General features: G+C 73.3%; 11 protein-coding genes. 2 read left to right on the top strand and 9 right to left on the bottom strand.

Going from position 1 to position 20,015, the window contains the following annotated elements; genetic code table 11:
- The first annotated feature begins 264 nt into the window (after nucleotides 1-264).
- Both ACZ5NW_RS23820 and ACZ5NW_RS23815 read left to right on the top strand, forming a co-directional pair.
- Complete coding sequence (locus ACZ5NW_RS23820; protein WP_468745890.1) at nucleotides 265-579, top strand: chorismate mutase; 315 nt, start codon at nucleotides 265-267, stop codon at nucleotides 577-579.
- A gap of 543 nt (nucleotides 580-1,122) precedes the next feature.
- Nucleotides 1,123-2,160, top strand: coding sequence for an LAETG motif-containing sortase-dependent surface protein (locus ACZ5NW_RS23815; RefSeq protein WP_468745889.1), 1,038 nt, complete (start codon nucleotides 1,123-1,125; stop codon nucleotides 2,158-2,160).
- A 94-nt stretch (nucleotides 2,161-2,254) separates the two neighbouring features.
- Here ACZ5NW_RS23815 and ACZ5NW_RS23810 read toward each other — a convergent pair whose 3' ends face one another.
- The 9 genes from ACZ5NW_RS23810 to ACZ5NW_RS23770 all read right to left on the bottom strand — a co-directional run bounded on the left by ACZ5NW_RS23810 (nucleotide 2,255) and on the right by ACZ5NW_RS23770 (nucleotide 19,856).
- The gene (locus ACZ5NW_RS23810; protein ID WP_468745888.1) at nucleotides 2,255-4,042 is read right to left on the bottom strand and encodes a GMC family oxidoreductase N-terminal domain-containing protein; all 1,788 of its coding nucleotides are present in this window, start codon (nucleotides 4,040-4,042) and stop codon (nucleotides 2,255-2,257) included.
- Nucleotides 4,043-4,069: 27 nt separating this feature from the next.
- Nucleotides 4,070-5,689 (bottom strand): succinic semialdehyde dehydrogenase, encoded by a 1,620-nt coding sequence (locus ACZ5NW_RS23805; RefSeq protein WP_468745887.1) that lies wholly within the window; start codon nucleotides 5,687-5,689, stop codon nucleotides 4,070-4,072.
- 135 nt (nucleotides 5,690-5,824) lie between these two features.
- A complete protein-coding gene (locus ACZ5NW_RS23800; protein ID WP_468745886.1) occupies nucleotides 5,825-7,513 on the bottom strand; it encodes a serine/threonine-protein kinase in 1,689 nt (562 codons plus the stop codon).
- A gap of 55 nt (nucleotides 7,514-7,568) precedes the next feature.
- Entirely contained in the window at nucleotides 7,569-9,185 is a 1,617-nt protein-coding gene (locus tag ACZ5NW_RS23795; RefSeq protein ID WP_468745885.1) for a serine/threonine-protein kinase, read from the bottom strand.
- Nucleotides 9,186-9,263: 78 nt separating this feature from the next.
- Nucleotides 9,264-10,910 (bottom strand): serine/threonine-protein kinase, encoded by a 1,647-nt coding sequence (locus ACZ5NW_RS23790; protein ID WP_468745884.1) that lies wholly within the window; start codon nucleotides 10,908-10,910, stop codon nucleotides 9,264-9,266.
- 76 nt (nucleotides 10,911-10,986) lie between these two features.
- Nucleotides 10,987-12,993 (bottom strand): serine/threonine-protein kinase, encoded by a 2,007-nt coding sequence (locus ACZ5NW_RS23785; protein ID WP_468745883.1) that lies wholly within the window; start codon nucleotides 12,991-12,993, stop codon nucleotides 10,987-10,989.
- Nucleotides 12,994-13,137: 144 nt separating this feature from the next.
- Nucleotides 13,138-15,633, bottom strand: coding sequence for a protein kinase (locus ACZ5NW_RS23780; protein WP_468745882.1), 2,496 nt, complete (start codon nucleotides 15,631-15,633; stop codon nucleotides 13,138-13,140).
- A gap of 136 nt (nucleotides 15,634-15,769) precedes the next feature.
- Nucleotides 15,770-17,875, bottom strand: a complete 2,106-nt coding sequence (locus tag ACZ5NW_RS23775; protein ID WP_468746170.1) for a serine/threonine-protein kinase — start codon at nucleotides 17,873-17,875, stop codon at nucleotides 15,770-15,772.
- A gap of 274 nt (nucleotides 17,876-18,149) precedes the next feature.
- Nucleotides 18,150-19,856, bottom strand: a complete 1,707-nt coding sequence (locus tag ACZ5NW_RS23770; protein ID WP_468745881.1) for a glycerol-3-phosphate dehydrogenase/oxidase — start codon at nucleotides 19,854-19,856, stop codon at nucleotides 18,150-18,152.
- Between the last annotated feature and the right edge of the window lie 159 nt (nucleotides 19,857-20,015).

Genomic DNA, 20,015 nt, shown 5'->3' with positions numbered 1-20,015 from the left:
CGCAGCGATCCGCCCCGGCCGTGTCTCACCATGCGAACCGGCTTGGGCCCGCCCTCCCGGCCCTGCATACTGGGCCCATGCTCACGCACGCGACCTTCCTCTTTACCTATGGCATCCGGCCCGCCGGCTGCCATGGTCGTGCTGCTTGAGCGCAACGCCAAGCGACTTACCAGGCGCCCCGGGCCGACAAGGCCCGGGGCGCCTGTCGTTTTCCGGGGTTTGCCGGCACTCGGGGTGGCGACCACCGCACAAGGAGCCCCCGCCATGACCGTCACGACCGCCACCAGCACGGAGAAGACCACCCGCACGGAGAAGACCGGCGCCCGTACCGCCGAGGCCGCCGATGTGATCTCCGGTGCGCGCGAGCGCATCGACGCGCTCGACGACCGGATCATCGGTCTGATCCAGGAACGGATGGCCGTCTCGGCCGTGATCCAGGACGCCCGCATCGGCTCGGGCGGCCGGCGGGTGAACCTCTCCCGGGAGATGGAGATCCTCGACCACTACCGCGAGGCGCTCGGCAAGCCGGGCACCTCGCTCGCGATGACCCTGCTCGAACTGTGCCGGGGTCGCATCTGAGTTCGGGCCCGCTCTCACCCGTACGGCCCGTGACCGGCCCCGGACGGCTTCGTTGGTACCGGTGTCCGCGCCAGCCAGGGGCGGGCCCGGAAGAACCACGCGTGGCTCGCTGGGGCGATGAGGCGTACGGATCGTGCCGTGCGCCGTGGGACCTCGCCCCAGGGAAGTGACCGGACGGCAGGGGACAGCAGCCCGGTCACCCAAGAGAACGGCCGGCCTCGGGGACGCCCGGGGCCGACCGGCGGAACAACAGAACAACGCACGATGCGAGCAAGCCCGCCCCCAACAGTCCAGACCAGCGGCGCAACCCCCCGGCGCCGCTTCCTGGCACCGGCGCTGCCCTGACGCCGGTGCTGACCGAGAAAGAAGGGCCCCGCGGATCCGTCCCGCGGGGCCCTTCCTCGTACGGATGACGGGGTCCTTCCCCGCGATCGCACGTATGGCACAGGTCACATAAAGATTCCGTGAGAGCGGACGCAACCATTCACAGGCTTCGCTGATCAAAGGTTCCGTAACACGAGCAACGGATCCCACGAGGTCTTCATGAAGCTTCGCCGCGCCCTGGTCACCGCGGCCGCGACAGCCGCCATCACGCCGCTGGTCCTGCTGTCCGCGCCCACCGCCTTCGCGACGGAGACGGCCTCGCCCTCCCCGAGCGACAGCTCCTCGCAGAGCACGTCCGCGTCGCCGTCCGAGTCCGGCGGCGAGAGCACGCCCGACACCCTCACCGGCTCCACGCCGTCCGGCTCGCAGAGCCAGACGTCGACCGGCACGCCGTCGGGCTCCTCCTCGGCGTCGTCGTCCTCCTCGTCCTCCGCCTCCGCCTCCGCCTCGGCGAGCACGAGCCCGTCGGCCAGTGCGTCGGACGACGACTTCGACCCGGCCAAGGACTGCGCCGACGTCGAGATGGACGACAGGATCACGGCCTCCCTCAAGGGCCTGCCGAGCAAGATCGTCGCGGGTTCCGGCTGGCACGACTTCACCTTCGAGGTCACCAACAAGACCGGCCACGACCTCGACCACGTGTGGGTCGACACGTTCGCTGAGTACGCCGACGACTCCGACGTCTTCCTCAACGACGGCCTCGCCGAGCTCCAGGTCAAGGAGGACGGCAAGTGGACGAGCGGCTACCAGGACTCCTACGTGGACGAGGACGGCAAGGAGTACACCGCGTCCAGCTCCTTCGTGGGCGTGATCGACGACCTGGAGGACGGTGACACCGCCACCCTCGACCTCCGGGTGAAGATCAGCCCGAAGGCCCCGGCGGGCGCGACCTTCGCCATGAGCGACGCGCTCTACGTCGGCAAGGCGTCCACGTGCTTCTTCAACGCCGACGCCTACGACATCACCATCCTCGGCGCCGGCAGCGACGCGGGTGACGTGGACGACGCCAAGCCGAACGGTGACAAGCCCTCGGACGTCAAGGCCCAGGGCCAGGCCAAGGAGATCAGCGGCCACCTCGCCGAGACGGGCTCCAGCTCCGCGCTGCCGATCGTCGGCCTCGTCGGCGGTGCCGCCGTCGTCGCCGGTGCCGGCGCGATCTTCGTCGCCCGCCGCCGCAGGACCGGCTCCCACGTGTGAGACACGTGTGACGCCAGACGGCAGAAGGGACCTGCACTCGGAGGGGGGCGCAGGTCCCTTCTGCTGTTCGCCGTGAGTGACTGCTCGCCGGTGTCTACTTCTTCGGCGGCACCGTCGGCATCCCCAGGAACGGCAGCTTCAGCGCGCCGAAGGCGCCCGCCGGGACCACCGGTGACTTGGGCTCGACGGGCTGGAGACGGACGTAGGCCGCGCCCTGGGCCGGTCGCGGGTCCTCCTCGCCCTTGTTCGGCCAGTACGACATCGCCCGCTCGGCCTGGGCGGTGATCGTCAGGGACGGGTTCACGCCGAGGTTCGCCGAGACCGCCGCGCCGTCGACCACCGAGATGCCGGGGTGGCCGTAGAGGCGGTGATACGGGTCGATGACGCCGGTCTCGCGCGAGTCGCCGATCGGGCAGCCGCCCAGGAAGTGGGCGGTGAGCGGGGTGCCCATCAGCTCGCCTACGTTGGAGCCCGCGAAGCCGTTGATGTCGGCGGCGATGACGGACGCGGCCTCCGACGCCGCCTTGATCTGCTTGGGGTTGGGGGCGCCATGGCCCTGCCGGGCGGTCAGCAGTCCCTTGCCCACGCCGTTCGGCTTCAGGTACGTCGTCAGGGAGTTGTCCAGCGACTGCATCACCAGGCCGATGATGGTCCGCTCCGACCAGCGGCGGTTCGACAGGGACCGCAGGACGAGCAGCGGGTGCCGGGCCGCGCTCGCCAGCCAGGACGCCACCCGTGAGCCGCCCGATCCGCCGTCCGTGTAGGGGACCTGGAGGATCGACAGGCCGCCCATCGCGTTCGAGCCGCGGCCGTAGCGCACCGGCTCGATGTGGGTGTTCTCGTCCGGGTGGATGGAGGACGTGATGGCCACGCCACGGGTGAAGTCGACGCGCGGCGCGCCCGTCGCCTTGCGGTAGCGCCGGTTGTCGGTCTGGGCGCCCACCAGCGCCTCGGAGTTGGTGCGGGTCAGTTCGCCCAGGCGGTCGGAGAGGTACGGCAGTTGGCGGTTGGCCTTCATCCGGTGCAGCAGGGTCTGCGTGCCGTAGGTGCCCGCCGCCAGGACGACCCGGTGGGCCGTGAAGACGCGGCCCCGGGACTTCCGCCGGTCGTCCGTCGGCAGCGTCGCCACCGCGTAGCCGCCCCGGGAGTCGTCCGTGACCGACACGACCGTGGTCAGCGGGTGGACGACGGCGCCCGCCTTCTGGGCGAGGTGGAGGTAGTTCTCGTTGAGGGTGTTCTTGGCGCCGTGCCGGCAGCCGGTCATGCACTCGCCGCACTCCACGCAGGCCTTGCGGGACGGGCCCGCCCCGCCGAAGTACGGGTCGGCCACCTCCTCCCCCGGCTTCGCCTTCGCCGTGCCGTCGGCGTCCTCGCCGTCCCCGAAGAACACGCCGACCGGCGCCAGATGGAAGGTGTCCCCGACGCCCATCCGCTCCGCCGCCGCCTTCAGGTGCACGTCGGAGGGGGTCATCGTCGGGTTGAGCCGTACGCCGAGCATGCGGCGCGCCTGGTCGTAGTACGGGCTCAGCTCCTCCTGCCAGTCGGTGATGTCCTTCCACTGGGGGTCGTCGAAGAACGCCTTGGGCGGTACGTAGAGGGTGTTGGCGTAGTTGAGCGAGCCGCCGCCCACGCCCGCGCCGGCCAGCACCATGACGTTGCCCAGCAGGTGGATGCGCTGGATGCCGTACAGGCCGAGCTTCGGGGCCCAGAGGTAGTTCCTCAGGTCCCAGGAGTTCTTCGGGAGGCTCTCGCGGGTCCAGCGGCGGCCGGCTTCCAGGACGCCTACGCGATAGCCCTTCTCGGTGAGGCGAAGGGCGGTGACGGAGCCTCCGAAGCCCGAGCCGACGACGATGACGTCGTAGTCGTAGGTGTCCTGTGGCACATGCTCTCCTCGTTGAGAACGAATGTCCTACTTGAAGCGCAGGGCCTTCATCAGCCGCAGGCTCCGGCTCATGAACTGCGCGTACTTCTCGTCGTCCATCCCCAGCGACGGCGCCATCGGCAGCAGCCGCTGCTGGGCCACGGTCTGGGCCTCCGTGTACTTGAGGATGCCCTCGGAGCCGTGCCGGCGGCCCAGACCCGAGTCCTTCATGCCGCCCATCGGGGACTGGACGCTGCCGTACGCCGGCGCGTAGCCCTCGTTGACGTTGACCGTGCCGGTGCGCAGGCGGGAGGCGATGGCGCGGCCGCGCCGGCCGTCCTTCGTCCAGACCGACGCGTTGAGGCCGTACGGCGTGGAGTTGGCGTGCTCGACGGCCTCGTCCTCGGTCCTGAAGCGGTAGATGGAGACGACCGGGCCGAAGGTCTCCTCGGCGCACACCGCCATCGGCGCCTCGACGCCGTCGAGGATGGTGGGCTCGAAGAAGTACGGGCCGACGTCGGGCCGGGCCACACCGCCGGCGACGACCTTCGCGCCCTTGGCGACCGCATCGTCGACGTGCCGCCGTACGGCCTCCAGCTGCCGCTCCCCGGCCAGGGAGCCCATGTCCGCCCCGTACGCGAGGGACGTGCCGAGCCGCATGGCCTTCGTCCGGGCGGCGAACCGCTCGACGAAGACGTCCGCGACGGACTCGTGGACGTACACCCGCTCGATGGAGATGCAGAGTTGGCCGGCGGAGGAGAAGCAGGCGCGGACGGCGCCCGCGGCGGCCTTCTCCACGTCCGCGTCCTCCAGGACCAGCATGGCGTTCTTGCCGCCGAGTTCGAGCGAGACCCCGATCAGCCGTTCGGCGGCGCCCCGGGCGACCTCGCGGCCGGTGCGGGTGGAGCCGGTGAAGGAGACGTAGTCGGCGTGTTCGACGACCGCGGGGCCCACCACCGGGCCCTCGCCGATCACGATCTGGAAGACGTCGGCGGGCAGCCCGGCCTCGATGAGCAGATCGCGGGCCCACAGCGCGGTCAGGCAGGTCTCGGTGTCCGGCTTCATCACCACCGCGTTGCCCGCGACGAAGGCGGGCAGCGCGTCGCCGACGGACAGCTCCAGCGGGTAGTTCCAGGGGGCGATCTGGCCGACGACACCGCGCGGGTGGCGCAGTTCGGTGACCTTCGTCAGGGTCGGCACGGCACCCGCGTGCCGCTTCGGCCGCAGATAGGCGGGGGCCTTGCGGCCGTAGTGGCGGGACGCGACGGCGACGGCCTGGAGCTCCTCGTGCGCGTGCAGCCGGGCCTTGCCGGTCTCCAGCTGGATCAGGTCGAGGACCTCGGCCTGACGCTCCAGGATCAGGTCGTGGAAGCGCAGCAGCACCGCCGCGCGCTCGCGCACCGGCACCTGCGCCCAGACGGCCTGCGCGGCGCGGGCCCGCTCGAAGGCGGCGGCCACGTCCTCGGGCGTGGACTCCGGTACGTCGGCGAGCTTCTCGCCGGTGAACGGCGTGTGGTTGGCGGTCCGGCCCGAGCCGGCCACCCCCTTGGTGAGCTGGGCGATCAGCTCCGGAGTGACCACATCGGCGGCGGTACGGACGCCGGCCGGGGCGGGAGCGACGGGGTTGGTGCCGGTAGCGGTCTTCTCAGGGGCCTGCGCGTCGGTCATGAGGCGCAGGGTATGCCGCGGCGGGGCCTTTGTGTACCCGCCGGTAATGCGGATTCACCGACCGCACACATCCCGCCAGTGACCACTGGCAGCAAACCCGCTGATCAGGCCGTTGTACGAGGACGGGGGCCGGAGTCAGCGGGTCCCGATCTCCATCCGGTCCCGGGCCGCCTTGAACACGTCCATGCCCTGTTTCTCCTCGGCCGTGCCCCGGGGCATGTCGACCCGCAGCTCGTACTGCCGGCCGTCGTCGGTCCGGACGAATAGCTCCATGACGCGGTGCCGGGCGCCTTCGTCGCCGTAGGCCGTGTCGGACTGCACGGCGGGGCGGCCCCGGAGGCTGGTGGACGTGTAGCGCGTGATGTCGTCGCCGTAGACGGACCAGGTCGCCGCGTGCGCCTTCGCCTGGGTCATGAGGGGGTCGCGCGGGGCCTTGTCCCACGCGACGAGGCGGACCTGGACCGAGCCGGCCGCGTATTCGACCATGCGGGGCTGGAAGTTCGCGCTGCCCTGGCGGGCGAACTCCTCGTAGGCGGCGGGGAGGAAGAGGATCGCGTCCATGTCCGGCTCGCGGTGGGTGGTCCAGTTGCCGGGGGCGGACGGCGAGACGGAGACCGGGGGCGAGGCGGTGGGGGTGGGGCGGGGGCTCGCGGTGTTCCCGGTCACCGCGTCGCTGTCCGGGCCGAGGAGGAGGAAGGTCGCGATCGAGGTGGCGCCGACCAGGAGAGCGGCCAGGAGGACGAGGGGGGCCGGGCGGCGGTGCAGGGGGCGGGGCCGTGGGGGCTGGGGGCGCTCGTCCAGGACCTGGGTGCGGGGCTCGGGGGCCAGCCGTAGGGTGCCGTGGTCCCGTTCGCCCAACTCCCTTAGCTGGGCGGCGTCTTGAGGGGAGCTGCTCCGGATCTCGCTCCCGGCCGCCACGTCGCCCTCGGCGTCGGGTTTGGCGCCGCCCCCGGCCTCGGTCTGATCGTCCTCCTGCCGCCCCGCGATCGCGGCCAGTTCCTCCTCCGCCTCCTCCGCCTCCGGGCGCAGCGCGGGATCCTTCGCCAGCAGCCGTACGAGCAGCGGTCCCAGCGCCCCCGCCCGTCGCGGCTCGGGCAGTTCGGCGGTGAGGATGGCGGCGAGCGTCGACTCCAGCGTCGTACGGCGGAACGGGGACCAGCCCTCCACGGCGGCGTACAGGAGGACGCCCAGGGACCACAGGTCGGAGGGCGGGCCGGCGCTCCGGCCGGACATGCGCTCGGGGGCGACGAACTCCAGTGAACCGACGAACTCGCCGATGGCGGTGAGGGATTCCTCGCCCTGGACGTGGGCGATGCCGAAGTCGGTGAGGACGACCCGGCCCCGGGCGCCGAGCAGGACGTTCGCCGGTTTCACGTCACGGTGGACGATGCCGACGGCGTGCGCGGCGCGCAGGGCGCCGAGGACGGCGAGGCCGACGCGGGCGGCCTCGGCGGGTTCCAGCGGGCCGCGCGCCAGCACCTGCTGCAGGGACTCGCCGCGCACCAGCTCCATGACGATCCAGGGGAGACCGTCCTCGCCCTCCCCCTCCTCGACGACGACGTCGTGGATGGCGACCGCGCAGGGGTGGTCGACGCGGGCGGCCGCACGGGCCTCGCGGTAGAGGCGGTGGGCGGCCCGGCGGTGGGACTCGTCGCCGGGCTCGCCGGGCAACCGGGGCTCCTTGACGGCGACTTCGCGGTCGACGAGCTCGTCGTGGGCCCGCCAGACGGTGCCCATGCCGCCGGAGCCGATGCGTTCGAGCAGCCGGTAACGCCCGCCCACTATCCGGTCGTTGTCGCCCCCGGCGCCCCGGTCGTCGCTCATGCCTCATGACTACCGTGCGCGGCCCTCGGTTGTCGACGCGGGTCCAGGACGGGGCTCAGAGCCGGTCCACGTCCAGGTTCGCGATCGCCGTGCGCGCCACCTCTCGACCGCGCTCGGTGAAGTCGCCCTTGCCCGGGTAGGCGACGGTCAGTTTGTACATGTCGCCGGCGGAGCTTCGGTAGTAGAAGATCCTCAGCTCGCGGGGGCGCGGGTTCTCGGTGTCGTCCGTGGTGAAGACCAGGGTGTTCCCGGCGGCCTTGCGGCCGTGGAAGGTGGCGTTGTCGTCGGGACGGGTGCGCGGCGCCTTGGGCACGTCGAGTTCGTAGTCGCCGCTCTCCTTGAACTCCCCGTTGTCGGCGTACATCTCGGCGGCGGCCGAGTCCTTGATCTGCTTGCTGTCGTCCTCGGCCCTGCGGGCGACCGACAGGATCACCGAGATGCCGCCGCTGGGGTCGGTGTAGGCGACCCAGTGCTTGGCGTCCGACTTCCGGTCGGGGACGGTCCGCTGGTAGCCGTCCGGCACGGCGAGGGTCGCGGTGACGTTTTTCTCGTGGTGCTTCGCCCAGTGGTCGGGCAGCGGTCCGGCGAAGGGGTCGGCGAGCACGAGGTACGCGGCGGCCGCCGCCGCGACGACGGCCGCGCCGAGCCCGATCCACGCGCCGCGCCCCAAGGTCCGCCCGCGGCGCGGCACTTCGACCTCGCGCACGATCTGCGTCGGCTGCGGCGCGGGCGGATGGGCGGCCGCCTCCAGCAGCGCGCGGACGCGCGCGGCGTCCGGGCGGCGGGCCGGGTCCTTCTCCAACAGTCCGCTCACGACCTCGGCGAGCGGTCCGGGGGCGGCCGTCGGCGGGGCGGGCGCGGCGTTGAGGACGGACTGGAGGGTCGCCGGGGTGTTGCTGCGGCGGAACGGGGAGACGCCCTCGGTCGCCGCGTACAGCACCACGCCCAGCGACCACAGGTCGGAGGCCGGGCCGGGCCGCTGGCCGAGCACCCGCTCGGGGGCGATGTACTCGGGCGAGCCGACGAAGCCGCCGGTGTCGGTCAGATTGGTCTCGCCCTCGATCTGGGCGATGCCGAAGTCGGTGAGCACGACCCGGTCGTACCGGCCGAGGAGCACGTTGTCCGGCTTCACGTCCCGGTGCAGGATGCCCGCCGCGTGCGCGGCCTCCAGCGCGCCGAGCACCTCCAGGCCGATCCGGGCCGCCTCGCGCGCACTGAGCGTGCCCTCCTGGAGGGCGTCGCCGAGGGAGCGGCCGCGCACCAGCTCCATCACGATCCACGGCTGGCCGTCCACGATGGCGACATCGTGCACATCGACGACGGCCGGATGATCCAGCCGCGCCGCGGCACGCGCCTCGCGGCGCATCCGCTCGAAGGCGTTGGCCCGTTCCCTTTCGGGAAGGTGGTCCGGTACGCGGGGCTCCTTGACGGCCACCTCACGGTCCACCGTCTCGTCCTTCGCCCGCCAGACCGTACCCATGCCGCCGTGGCCGAGCTTGGCCAGAAGGCGGTAGCGACCGGCGATGAGCCGGCCGACACCGGGGGGCTGAACAGGGGCGGACTCGGGGGCGGGCGCCGGGGCGGGGGCGGGGACGGCGGCCGGGTTCGGCGGTTGCAGAACGAAACTCGTCGTGTCGTCTGCCGGATGACGGGCTCCCCCGAAGTCGTTCATGCGTCCATCCATATCGCGCCACGCGGCCCGCTTCCACCGGCCGGGCGAACCGGTCACACACCCGTGACCTGGCCGCCTTCAGGTCCGTACGAACGTGTCGACCGCGACATCGAAGTACTCCCGCGCCTCGCGCACCTTCCCGACCGGCGCCGACACCCAGACGTCGTACATCCGCCCGCCCTCCTGCCAGCACAGGTCGTACGTGTGCCGGGGGCCCTCCGCCGCGCTGAAGCCGTTCCAGGTGAACTCCCAGAGGGCGGCGGGCCGTCCGCCGTGCGTGGTCTCGGTGACCACGCCGTCGCGGTAACCGGGGTTGGTGTCGGAGCCATGGTCGGCCGACCGCCGCATCACGGCGAGCGGGCCGGACGGGTCGGCGGCGGAGACCTTGACGCCGAGGCGGAACGTGCCGCCCGGGGAGAGGTAGAAGACGCGCTCGCCCTGCGGGCTGCGGGTGAAGTCGTCGGGCACGGCGAGTGAGAAGCCGAAGGGGTCGTCGGCGAGGCGATACCCGGAAGGCGCGGTGGGCGCGTTGGGCGCCGTGGGCCGGCCGGAGGTGGCGGAGGCGGGCGCCGAGGTACGCGTCACGGTGACCGTGGGGGCCGGCGACGCGGATCCGGACGGGGGCCGGGAGCCGCCGGCGGACGCGGCGGCCGTTCCGGGCGTGTGCGGTGCCGAGCTGGTGGGCTTGCCCGAGTCCCCGTCGCCGTGGTCCACCAGGAGGGCCGCCGCCGACACCCCGGCACCGGCCATCGCCGCGACCAGGATCGCGGCGACCAGGACTCCTCTCGTGGAGCGCGGCTCCTTCGGGGAACCGGGAGCCGGTGGGGTGGGCGGGGGGCTCGGCACGTCCCGCTGCGTGGGCGTGTGGTCGGCCGGCACCGGTGGCGTCCGCCCGGTGTCGAGGAAGGCGCGCAGCATCCGTTCGGCCTGTGCCGCGTCCAGCCGCCGGTCGGGGTCGCGCTCCAGCAGCCCCCGTACGACGGGCGCCAGGGGGCGGGCCTGCTCGGGCGTACGGATCTCGTCGAAGACGACGGCGTGCAGGATGCCGCCCAACGAGTCACGGCGGAACGGCGATTCACCGCTCAGCGCGGTGCACAGCAGCGCGCCGAGGGACCACAGGTCGGACTCGGGGCCGGTGCGGGCGCCGGACATCCGCTCGGGCGCGGTGTACTCGGGCGAGCCGACGAAGGAGCCGGTCTCGGTGAGCGTGGTGGCGCCCGCGACCTGCGCGATCCCGAAGTCGGTGAGGACGACGCGGTCGCTGCCGGACTCGATGAGGACGTTCGCGGGCTTGATGTCCCGGTGCAGCACACCGGCCTCATGGGCCGCGCGCAGGGCGCCGAGCAGAGCGACGCCGATCCGCGCGGCCTCGTCCGGCTCGACCGGGCCGTGCTCGGCGATCCGGTCGGCCAGCGAGCCGCCGTCGATCAACTCCATGACGATGTACGGCCGTTCGTCCTCGACCACCACGTCGTGCACCACGATGATGTGCGCGTGCCGCAGCTGCGCCACCGCGCGTGCCTCGCGCAGGACGCGGTCGCGGCGGTCGCGGGCCTCGGTGTCGGCGCCGGTGATGTCCTGGGCCAGCTCCTTGACCGCGACCCGGCGCCCCAGCAACTCGTCGGTCGCCCGCCACACCACGCCCATGCCACCGCGCCCGAGTCGCGTCTCCAGCCGGTACCGGCCCGCGATCACACGGCGGTCGTCGTCCCCCTCGGTCCCCATGCGCCCCATCATGCCGCACCGGACGCCCCGCCTCCGGGGCGCCGACCGGCCAACCACCCGGTCGTGCCGGTCGTGGTCAGGAGGATCCGCCGGGCTCCCGCCAGCTGCGCAGCACCGACTCGAACTGCTGGGCCGTCAGGTCCCAGTCCTTGGCGGGCGAGGAGATGTAGATCACGTACTCGGTGCCGTCCCGGCCGAGGTACGTCTCCTCCTTCGCGCGGCGCGGCCCGGGGAACTTCGTGTCCTTGGCCTGCGCGGTCCAGGTGTACTCCCACTGGGAGCCCTGGCGGTCGCGGTAGATGTTCCGCTCCAGGGTCACCTGCCGGTAGTCGACGAGCCGGTGCAACTGCTCGTCGAGGTCGCGCTGGTGCTCGTAGGGGTCGTCGTAGTCCGGGGAGGTGTCGATGGCGATCCGGACGAAGTGCTCGCCGCCGTCGGGCGTGTAGTCGATCTGCTTGAGGTCGCCGGCGTCCTGGTAGACCTGCCGCTCCCAGCCCTTCGGGAGGGACAGCCGGAAGCCCAGCGGGTCCTTCACGGCGACCGACGCGTCGGTGTCGGTGCCGGAAGGGGACGCGGACGCGGAGGGACGCGGCGAGGACGAGGCGGAGTTGCCGCCGCCCTGGCTGTCCGGCCCCTTGTGGCCCTGCTGGAGCACGACGGCCGTGGCGCCACCGACCAGTGCGGCGGCGGCGACCACGAGGGCGAGCGTCCGCAGCAGACGGCGCCGGGGCCGGCCGGCGGGAGCGGCGGGGCCCATCGGGGTCGGGCCGATGGTGGTCGGGCCGGTCGGGGTCGGGCCGGTGGTTTTCGGACCGGTGGTGTTCGGGCCACCGATGGAGTGCGGGCCGGTCGAGTGGTGCGGCGGGGGCGTGTGGCCGTCGGAATGCATCGGAGCGTACGACCCCGGCGCACCCGGCGTCGCGTACGCCCCGGGGGGTGTGTGAGCGCCGGGGGGCGTGTGGCCGGTGGGAGGCGTGTGCGCCCCTGACGCGCCGTGCACGCCGTGCGGGGACGCGCCGTGCGTGCCGTGCGAGCCCTGTGGGGACGCGCCGTGCGAGCCCTCCGCCGCGTGCGCCCCCGGCGTGGTGTGCGCCCCGCTCGTGTACGGCTGCTGACCGCCCGTCGACGCGCCCTCGCGCCCCCCGTATCCCGGCTGCTGACCGCCCGTCGACGCGTCCCCGGGCGCGCCGTACGGCTGCCCGCCTCCCGCGTTCCCCCGGTCCGGGCCCCCGTACTGCGTCGGGACGTACGCCTGCGCCTCGCGCGGATGGCGGCCCTCCGCCGCCTCGGCGAGCATCTGCTCGACCTCGGCGGTGCCGGGCCGGGTCGCCGGGTCCTTGCGCAGGAGCGCGGTGATGACGGGGCCGAGCGGACCGGCGTAGCGCGGGTCCGTCGCCTCCTCCTCCACGACCGCCTGCATGGTCGACAGCGGCGAGGTGCGCCGGAACGGCGAGCGTCCCTCGACCGCCGTGTACAGCGTGGCGCCGAGCGCCCACAGGTCGCAGGAGGGCCCGGGGTCGTGACCCCGGATCCGCTCGGGGGCGAGATAGTCGACGGAGCCGACGACCTCTCCGGTGCGGGTGATGGTGGTGTCGCCCTCGATCTGGGCGATGCCGAAGTCGGTGAGCAGGACGCGGCCGTCGTGGGCGATGAGCACGTTGCCGGGTTTGACGTCGCGGTGCAGGACGCCCGCGGAGTGCGCGGCGCGCAGCGCCCGCAGCACCCACAGGCCGATCCGGGCGGCCTCGGTGGGCTCGACGCGCCCGTCCTCCTTGACGGCGTCGGCGAGGGAACGCCCCTCGACCAGCTCCATCACGATCCAGGGGCGGCCGTCGTGTTCGAGCACGTCGTGCACGGTGACGACGGCGGAGTGGTTGATGCGCGCGGCGGCGCGCGCCTCCGCCCGCGTGCGCGCCAGCAGGACGGGCTGCTCGCTCTCGGAGACGTAGAGCGCGGCGGTGAGTTCCTTGATGGCGACCGCCCGGTGCAGCAGCTCATCGTGGGCACGCCACACCCGCCCCATGCCGCCGCTGCCGATGGCGTCGGCGAGCCGGTAGCGGCCCGCGAGGAGCAGGCCCTGCATCTGATTCACGTTGCCCCGCAATGCTCTTGTCAGGGTCAGCGTAAAGACCGGCCCTCGTCCTTGGAACCAGCGGGGTCCCAAGGAGACCGCACTGTGACGGTTGTCGCTTCTTCCGCCGCTCGGGAACCGGGCGTCACCTGCGGCTCAGCCCGTCGGCCGGTAGCTCGCCACGGCCTGTTCGTACAGCCGGGTCACCTCGTCGCGCTCGGCCTCCGGGCCGCGCACCTGGACGACGTGATAGCGCCCGCCGAGGAGGATCGCGACGTTGCGCACGAACAGTTCGCGCCCGTCGGGGCCGGTCCAGGTGAACTGCCCCTCGGCCATGGTCCGCTGTCCCACCGTCGTGGTCCGCAGCCCGGAGGCGGTGGCCCAGCTGGAGTCGCGGTAGGGCTGGAGCTCGGTCTCCCGTTCCCGCTGGTAGGCCATCGGGTCGCTGCCGTACTGCGCGGCGGAGTCCCGGCCGGGGACGACGATCAGCGAGAAGTCCCCGTGGGAGTACACGATCTGACCCCGGCCGTTCTTCGGCGCGCGGTCCCAGCCGTTCGCCACGGCGATACGGAAACCGGCGTCGTCCGTGCGCAGGGTGAAGCCATCGGCGACCGCGGGGTCGGAGCCGGACCGGGTCTCGGTGCCCTCGCTGTTCCCGGGGCCGGGCGAGGTCTGCTCGGGCCGGGGCTCGCTGCTCGACTCCGGCGCCCGGCCCGTCTGTCCGGCCTGTCCGGTCTGGCCGGCGGGCTGCGTGGCTCCGGTGCCCGTGCCGCTCGCCGCGTCCTTGTCGGCCTTCGGCATGAACAGCACGGCGTACGCGACGGCCGCCGCCAGCACGAGCAGGATCAGCACCAGCAGCGTACGACCGAGGCTGCGCGGCGAACGGGCCACCGCCTCCTGTCTGCCCCGCTTGTGCCGTCCGTGCGGCGCGGGCAGCCCGGCACGGCGCCTGCGCACCAGCACGCCCCGGGGGCGCACGATCGGCAGGCGGTGCGGGTCGGCCGGCGGCGCGGCGACGACGTACGCCCCGGCCTCCGGCTCCGGCGCGGACCGCACCAGGGAGCGCAGCCAGCCGTTCAGCTCCTCGACGTCGGGGCGCTCGGTGGGGTCCTGACGCAGCAGCGACTCCACGACGGGCCGCAGCGGCCCGCACTCCTCGGCGAAGGCGGGCGGCTCGGCGCACACCATCTGCACCAGCTCGGCCGTGGACTCCTCCGGGTACGGGGCGTGTCCCTGGACGGCGCGGAAGAGCAGCGCGCCGAGCGCCCACAGGTCGGTCGCGGGGCCGATGGGCGCCGCCAACTGCCAGTTCTCGTGGACCGGTCCGGCCTGCTCGGGCGCCCAGCGCTCGGTCACGGGGCCCACCACGGCCATCCGTGCCTGCCGCGCCCGCTCGGCGGCCAGCGCGGTGGCGGGCCCCCGCCCCACGGGCCGCCCACCGACGAGATCGTCCCAACGGGCGGGAGGCGGGGCGGTGGCGCCGGCGGGAACGGGAGCGGGCCCGGGTCCGGGCGCGGGCAGCGCGGGGGCCGACGGGAGGGGCGCGGGTGCGCCGCGCACGCCGTACGGGTCGGCGATCTGCCCCGGAGGCACGCCCCCGCCGACACCGTACGGCGAGGCAGGCACCGGGGTGCCGCCCAGCGGGCCGCCCTCCGTGCCGTACGGCGACGCGGGAACAGGACGGCCGCCCTGTTCCTCGGCCGGGGTGCGGGCGCCCGGGAGCGCGGCTCGGCCGTTCTGTTGGGACTCCTGTACGCGGGCCGCCGCCCGGGCGCCCGCGCGGTACGCGGCGATGGCCCCGGCGCGCGCGGCCCTGATGTCCCCGCCGGTCTCCGGGACCCGGGGCGCGACGGCTCCCGGCGCCGGGACTCTGCCGGTGGATCCGGCGGCGCTCGTGGCCGGTCCGCTGACCGCCCGCGCCTCGATGGCCGCGCGTCGGGCCGCCTCGGCGTCGGCCGCGCTGAGCCCGCTCACCGCACCGCCACCGCCCGCGCCGGCGCCGGGGGCGGGCGTGGGGGCGGCTGGTCCGTCCTCCGTCGGCACCGGGTCGTATCCGCACAGCGCTTCCTCCGCCGCCCCGACCGCGAGCCCGGTCAGCATGACCCGCCCGTCGTCGCAGACCAGCACGGTGCGCGCGGTGATGTTGCGGTGCACCCAGCCGTGCGCGTGCAGCACGCGCAGCGCCATCAGCACGTCGGAGGCGACCTCTGCCGCCCGGTACGGCGTCAGCGGCCGCTCGGCGAGCAGCGCCGCCAGCGGCCGCGCGGCCACCAACTCGCTGACGACCCAGAGCGAACCGCCCTCGGCGAACACGTCGAAGACCTGGTCGAGCCGGGGGTGGTCGGGGATCCGGGCGGCGGCCTGCGCGGCCTCGACCGCCCGGCGTACGACCGGGTCGGAGGGCCGGCGTGTGCTCCCGGCGGCCGTGCCCCGGCCGGACGGCCTGCGCTCACGCGCGGTGAAACCGTCGGGCAGCCCCTCCGCGTCGAGCACCTCCGCCTCGACGACCTCCGGCAACGGCACCTGCCGGACCAGGACTTCCTGCCCGCTGTAGGTGTCGAAGGCCCGGGTCTCGGTGAGTTCGTACTCGTCGGACGGCGGCAGGGGCAGGCGGTAGCGGTCGGCGAGTACCCGACCCGCATAGTCGTCCACGATGCCTCCCCCGGCCGCCCGGTCGGTCAATTCCGTTCGCCTGGCGTTCCGTTCCGCGCGTGCTCACGGCTGCGTACGGTCCGCAAGCATTCACGATACGTGCCGGAGGCAACCCGCAAAGAGGGGATGCCAGATCTCACTTCTTCGGCTGGAAGGTCTCCGTGAAGGTCTTCCAGGCCGTGACGCTGCGCGCACCGCTCCAGTCGGCGGCCTTCGCCGTGTACATCAGCGCGTACCCCTGGTGGTCGTTGACGACGAACCCGCGGTCGACGGTGCGGTACACGGTGCCGTTCTCCTCGTAGGTGAACTCCCAGTCGGCGGTGTTCCAGCCCTTGAAGTCCACCTTCTCTATACGGATCTTCGTGTACTGCGAGCGGACCATGTAGCGGGCCTGGTTCTCCCAGTCGGCGACCGGGTCGTCCTTGGGCGTGCTGGTCCAGCCGATGAGCAGCTTCTGTCCGTCGGGGCCGGTGAAACGGTCCCCCGCCGAGCCGGTGCTCTGGAACTTCCATCCGGCGGGCAGGCCGATGGAGTACCCCTGGCCGCCCTGGTGCGTCGACACCGCGCCGGCGCCGGGCGACACCTGTGCCCCGGCACCGCCCGCGGTGGCCGCACCGCTGCCGGGCGTGGCGGCGGAACTCGGCTGGGCGGACGGCGAGGCCGACCCGTCCGTACGGGCTCCGCCGCCCTTGTCCTCCTTGGTGTTCCCGGTCGCGCCGGCGACCGCCTTCGAACCGCCGCCGCTCGCGCCGTCGTTGTCGTCGCCGCCGCCGAAGGTGAGGGCCAGCACGGTGCCGAGCACGGCCAGCACGACCACCACCGCGATGATCACCAGGGTCCGCTTGGGCACCACGTCGGTCAGCGGCGCCCTCGGGACCTGCCGCGGCGGCAGATCGGCCGGGGGCGACATCACGGGCCAGCCCGAACTACGGCCGCCGCTCGCCCCGTTCTCGCCGGACGAGCCGGACGTGCCGGACGTGCCGGACAAGGGGGAGGAGGCGCCGGGAGTGGGGCTGACGGACGTCGTCGCGGCGGAACCGGAGACCGGGCCGGACAACGGAGGGGTCACCGGAGGGGTGGCCGCACCAGCGACCGCACCGGCGGCCGCGCCGGATGCCGCACCGCCCACCGGACGGGACGCCGGGCCGGACTTCGTGCCGGACGCCGAGGAGGTGCCGCTCTCGCCGCCCGGCTTGACCCGGGACGCGGCCGACGAGGTCGCCGCGCCCGCCGCGACGGCGGCCTTGCGCACGGACCGCAGCGCACCGCGCAGCTTCTCGGCCGCCTCGCCGCCGCCCGTCGAACCGCCCTTGCCCCCGGACCGGTCCGGCTGCGCGGGCAGCGGTACGACCTTCGTGGTGTCCGCCGGCTCGGCCACCCCGCGGTCGGGCGCGTGGATGACGGCGTTCAGCATGGCCCGCGCCCCGGCGTCGTCGAGTCGGCGGGCCGGGTCCTTGGTGAGCAGGCCGTAGATGACGTCCCGCAGCGGACCGGCGTTCTTCGGCTCCTCCAGCGGCTCGGTCATCACCGCGGTGAGCGTCGCGATGGCCGACCCCTTGTCGTAGGGCGGGCTGCCCTCGACGGCGGCGTAGAGCAGGCCGCCGAGCGACCACAGGTCGGCCGCGGGGCCGGGCTTGTGGCCGCGGGCGCGCTCCGGGGAGATGTAGGAGGGGGCGCCGACGAGCATGCCGGTGGAGGTGATGGACGGGTCGCCCTCGACCTGGGCGATGCCGAAGTCGGTGAGGACGACGCGGTCGGTCTCGGTCTCCAGCAGCACGTTGGACGGCTTCACGTCGCGGTGCAGGATGCCCTCGCGGTGCGCGGACCGCAGTACGTCGAGGATGGCCAGGCCGACCTCGGCCGCCCTCCTGGGCGAGAGCAGGCCGTCCTCGCGGATGACCTCGGCGAGCGACTTGCCCTCGACGAGTTCCATCACGATCCACGGCCGGTCGTCCTCGTCGACCACGTCGAAGACCGTCACCGCGCTGTTGTTGCGGATCCTGGCGATGGCCTTGGCCTCGCGCAGCGTCCGGGTGATCAGCCGGCGCTTCTCGTCCTCGTCGATGTTCGACGGGAACCGCAGCTCCTTGACGGCGACCGTACGGCCGAGGGTCTCGTCCTCGGCGCGCCACACCGTACCCATGCCGCCGCGGCCGAGTACGTCTCCCAGCCGGTACCGCCCGGCGAGGAGACGTGCGCTCTTGTCCTGACGGGATGCCCCCGCCCGCTCCGCCTCCGACATGCGTCCCCTCATGCAACCCGCCCTGACAGAGCCTCCATTGTCCCTCACCCGACAAGTGCCCGACGCCCAGGGGCCCCTGCTCGCCCGCCCACTGGGACACAATCCGGCCAATAGGTACAGCACAGTTCGGCCACGGCCCCCTCCGCGCCTCGAACTGCCCCTCGAGGGCCGCCGGAACAGCACATCCCGAGCACACCCGGCGACAGCCCGTCACGAGACCCGGCGGGGCGGACGCGGACGCGGACAGACCGTCACACCGAGGGGGAGCCGACCGTCACAGCGGCACGATGTCCGGTGCGCCCAGGCGCGCCGCGTCCGCCGTCTGGTCGTCGGGCTGGAGCTGGGACTCGCGTTCCGCCTCCACCCGCTTCTCGTAGTGCTGGACCTCGCGTTCGACCTGGTCCTTGTCCCAGCCCAGTACCGGGGCCATCAGGTCGGCGGCCTCGCGGGCGCTGCGGGTGCCGCGGTCGAAGGTCTCGATGGAGATGCGGGTGCGCCGGGTCAGCACGTCGTCCAGATGGCGGGCCCCCTCGTGCGAGGCGGCGTAGACGACCTCGGCGCGCAGATAGTCGTCGGCGGCCTGGAGCGGCTCGCCCAGGGAGGGGTCGGAGGCGATGAGGTCCAGGACCTCCTCCGTCATCGACCCGTAGCGGTTCAGCAGATGCTCCACCCGCACCACGTGCAGCCCGGTGCGGGCGGCGATGCGCGCTCGCGCGTTCCACAGCGCCCGGTAGCCCTCCGCGCCGAGCAGCGGCACCTCTTCCGTCACGCAGTCCGCGACCCGCAGGTCGAGCCCGTGCACGGCCTCGTCGACGGCGTCCTTGGCCATCACCCGGTACGTCGTGTACTTGCCGCCCGCCACGACGACCAGCCCCGGCACCGGGTGCGCCACGGTGTGCTCGCGCGACAGCTTGCTGGTGGCGTCGGACTCGCCGGCCAGCAGCGGGCGCAGCCCGGCGTACACCCCCTCGACGTCGTCCCTGGTCAGCGGCACGGCGAGCACGGAGTTCACATGTTCGAGGAGGTAGTCGATGTCGGCGCTGGAGGCGGCCGGGTGGGCCTTGTCGAGGTCCCAGTCGGTGTCGGTGGTGCCGATGATCCAGTGCCGGCCCCAGGGGATGACGAAGAGCACGGACTTCTCGGTGCGCAGGATCAGCCCGGTGGTGGAGTGGATGCGGTCCTTGGGCACGACGAGGTGGATGCCCTTGGACGCCCGGACGTGGAACTGCCCGCGGGAGCCGACCATCGCCTGGGTGTCGTCGGTCCACACACCCGTGGCGTTGACGATCTGCTGGGCGCGGATGTCGTACTCCCCGCCCGCCTCGACGTCCTGGACCCTGGCCCCGACGACCCGTTCGCCCTCGCGCAGGAAGCCCGTCACGCGCGCGCGGTTGGCGGCCTTCGCGCCGTACGCGGCGGCCGTGCGGACGAGGGTGGTGACGAAACGGGCGTCGTCCATCTGGGCGTCGTAGTACTGCAGAGCGCCGACCAGCGCGTCCTTCTTCAGCGCGGGGGCCACGCGCAGCGCGTGACGGTGGCTCAGGTGACGGTGCATCGGCAGGCCCCGGCCGTGGCCCCGGGCCATGGACATCACGTCGTAGAGCGCGACGCCCGAGCCCGCGTAGAGCCGCTCCCAGCCCTTGTGCTGGAGGGGGTAGAGGAAGGGGACGGGTTTCACCAGGTGGGGCGCCAGGCGCTCCAGGAGCAGCCCGCGCTCCTTCAGCGCCTCGCGCACGAGCGCGAAGTCGAGCATCTCCAGATAGCGCAGGCCGCCGTGGATCAGCTTGCTGGACCTGCTCGACGTGCCCGACGCCCAGTCGCGCGCCTCCACCAGGCCGGTGGACAGTCCTCGGGTGACGGCGTCCAGCGCCGTGCCGGCCCCGACCACACCACCTCCCACGACCAGCACGTCCAGCTCGCGCTCGGCCATGGCCGCCAGTGACTCGGCCCGCTGCGCCGGCCCCAGGTTCGCTGTCCTCACCGCTGCCTCCCGCTGTCCGTCGCGTCGGCCGCGCCCGTCAGGACGAGACCCGGTCCGTACCTCCCCTGCCCAAATTCTGACCGGGATGCCCGGCTTCAGCCACCACTGCCCCCCAGCCTGTGGACAACTCTCACGGAACCGATCACGGCTTGCGGCACA

The sequence above is a fragment of the Streptomyces sp. NPDC032126 genome (assembly GCF_055580085.1).
This window is presented reverse-complemented; position numbering and strand designations above follow the sequence as displayed.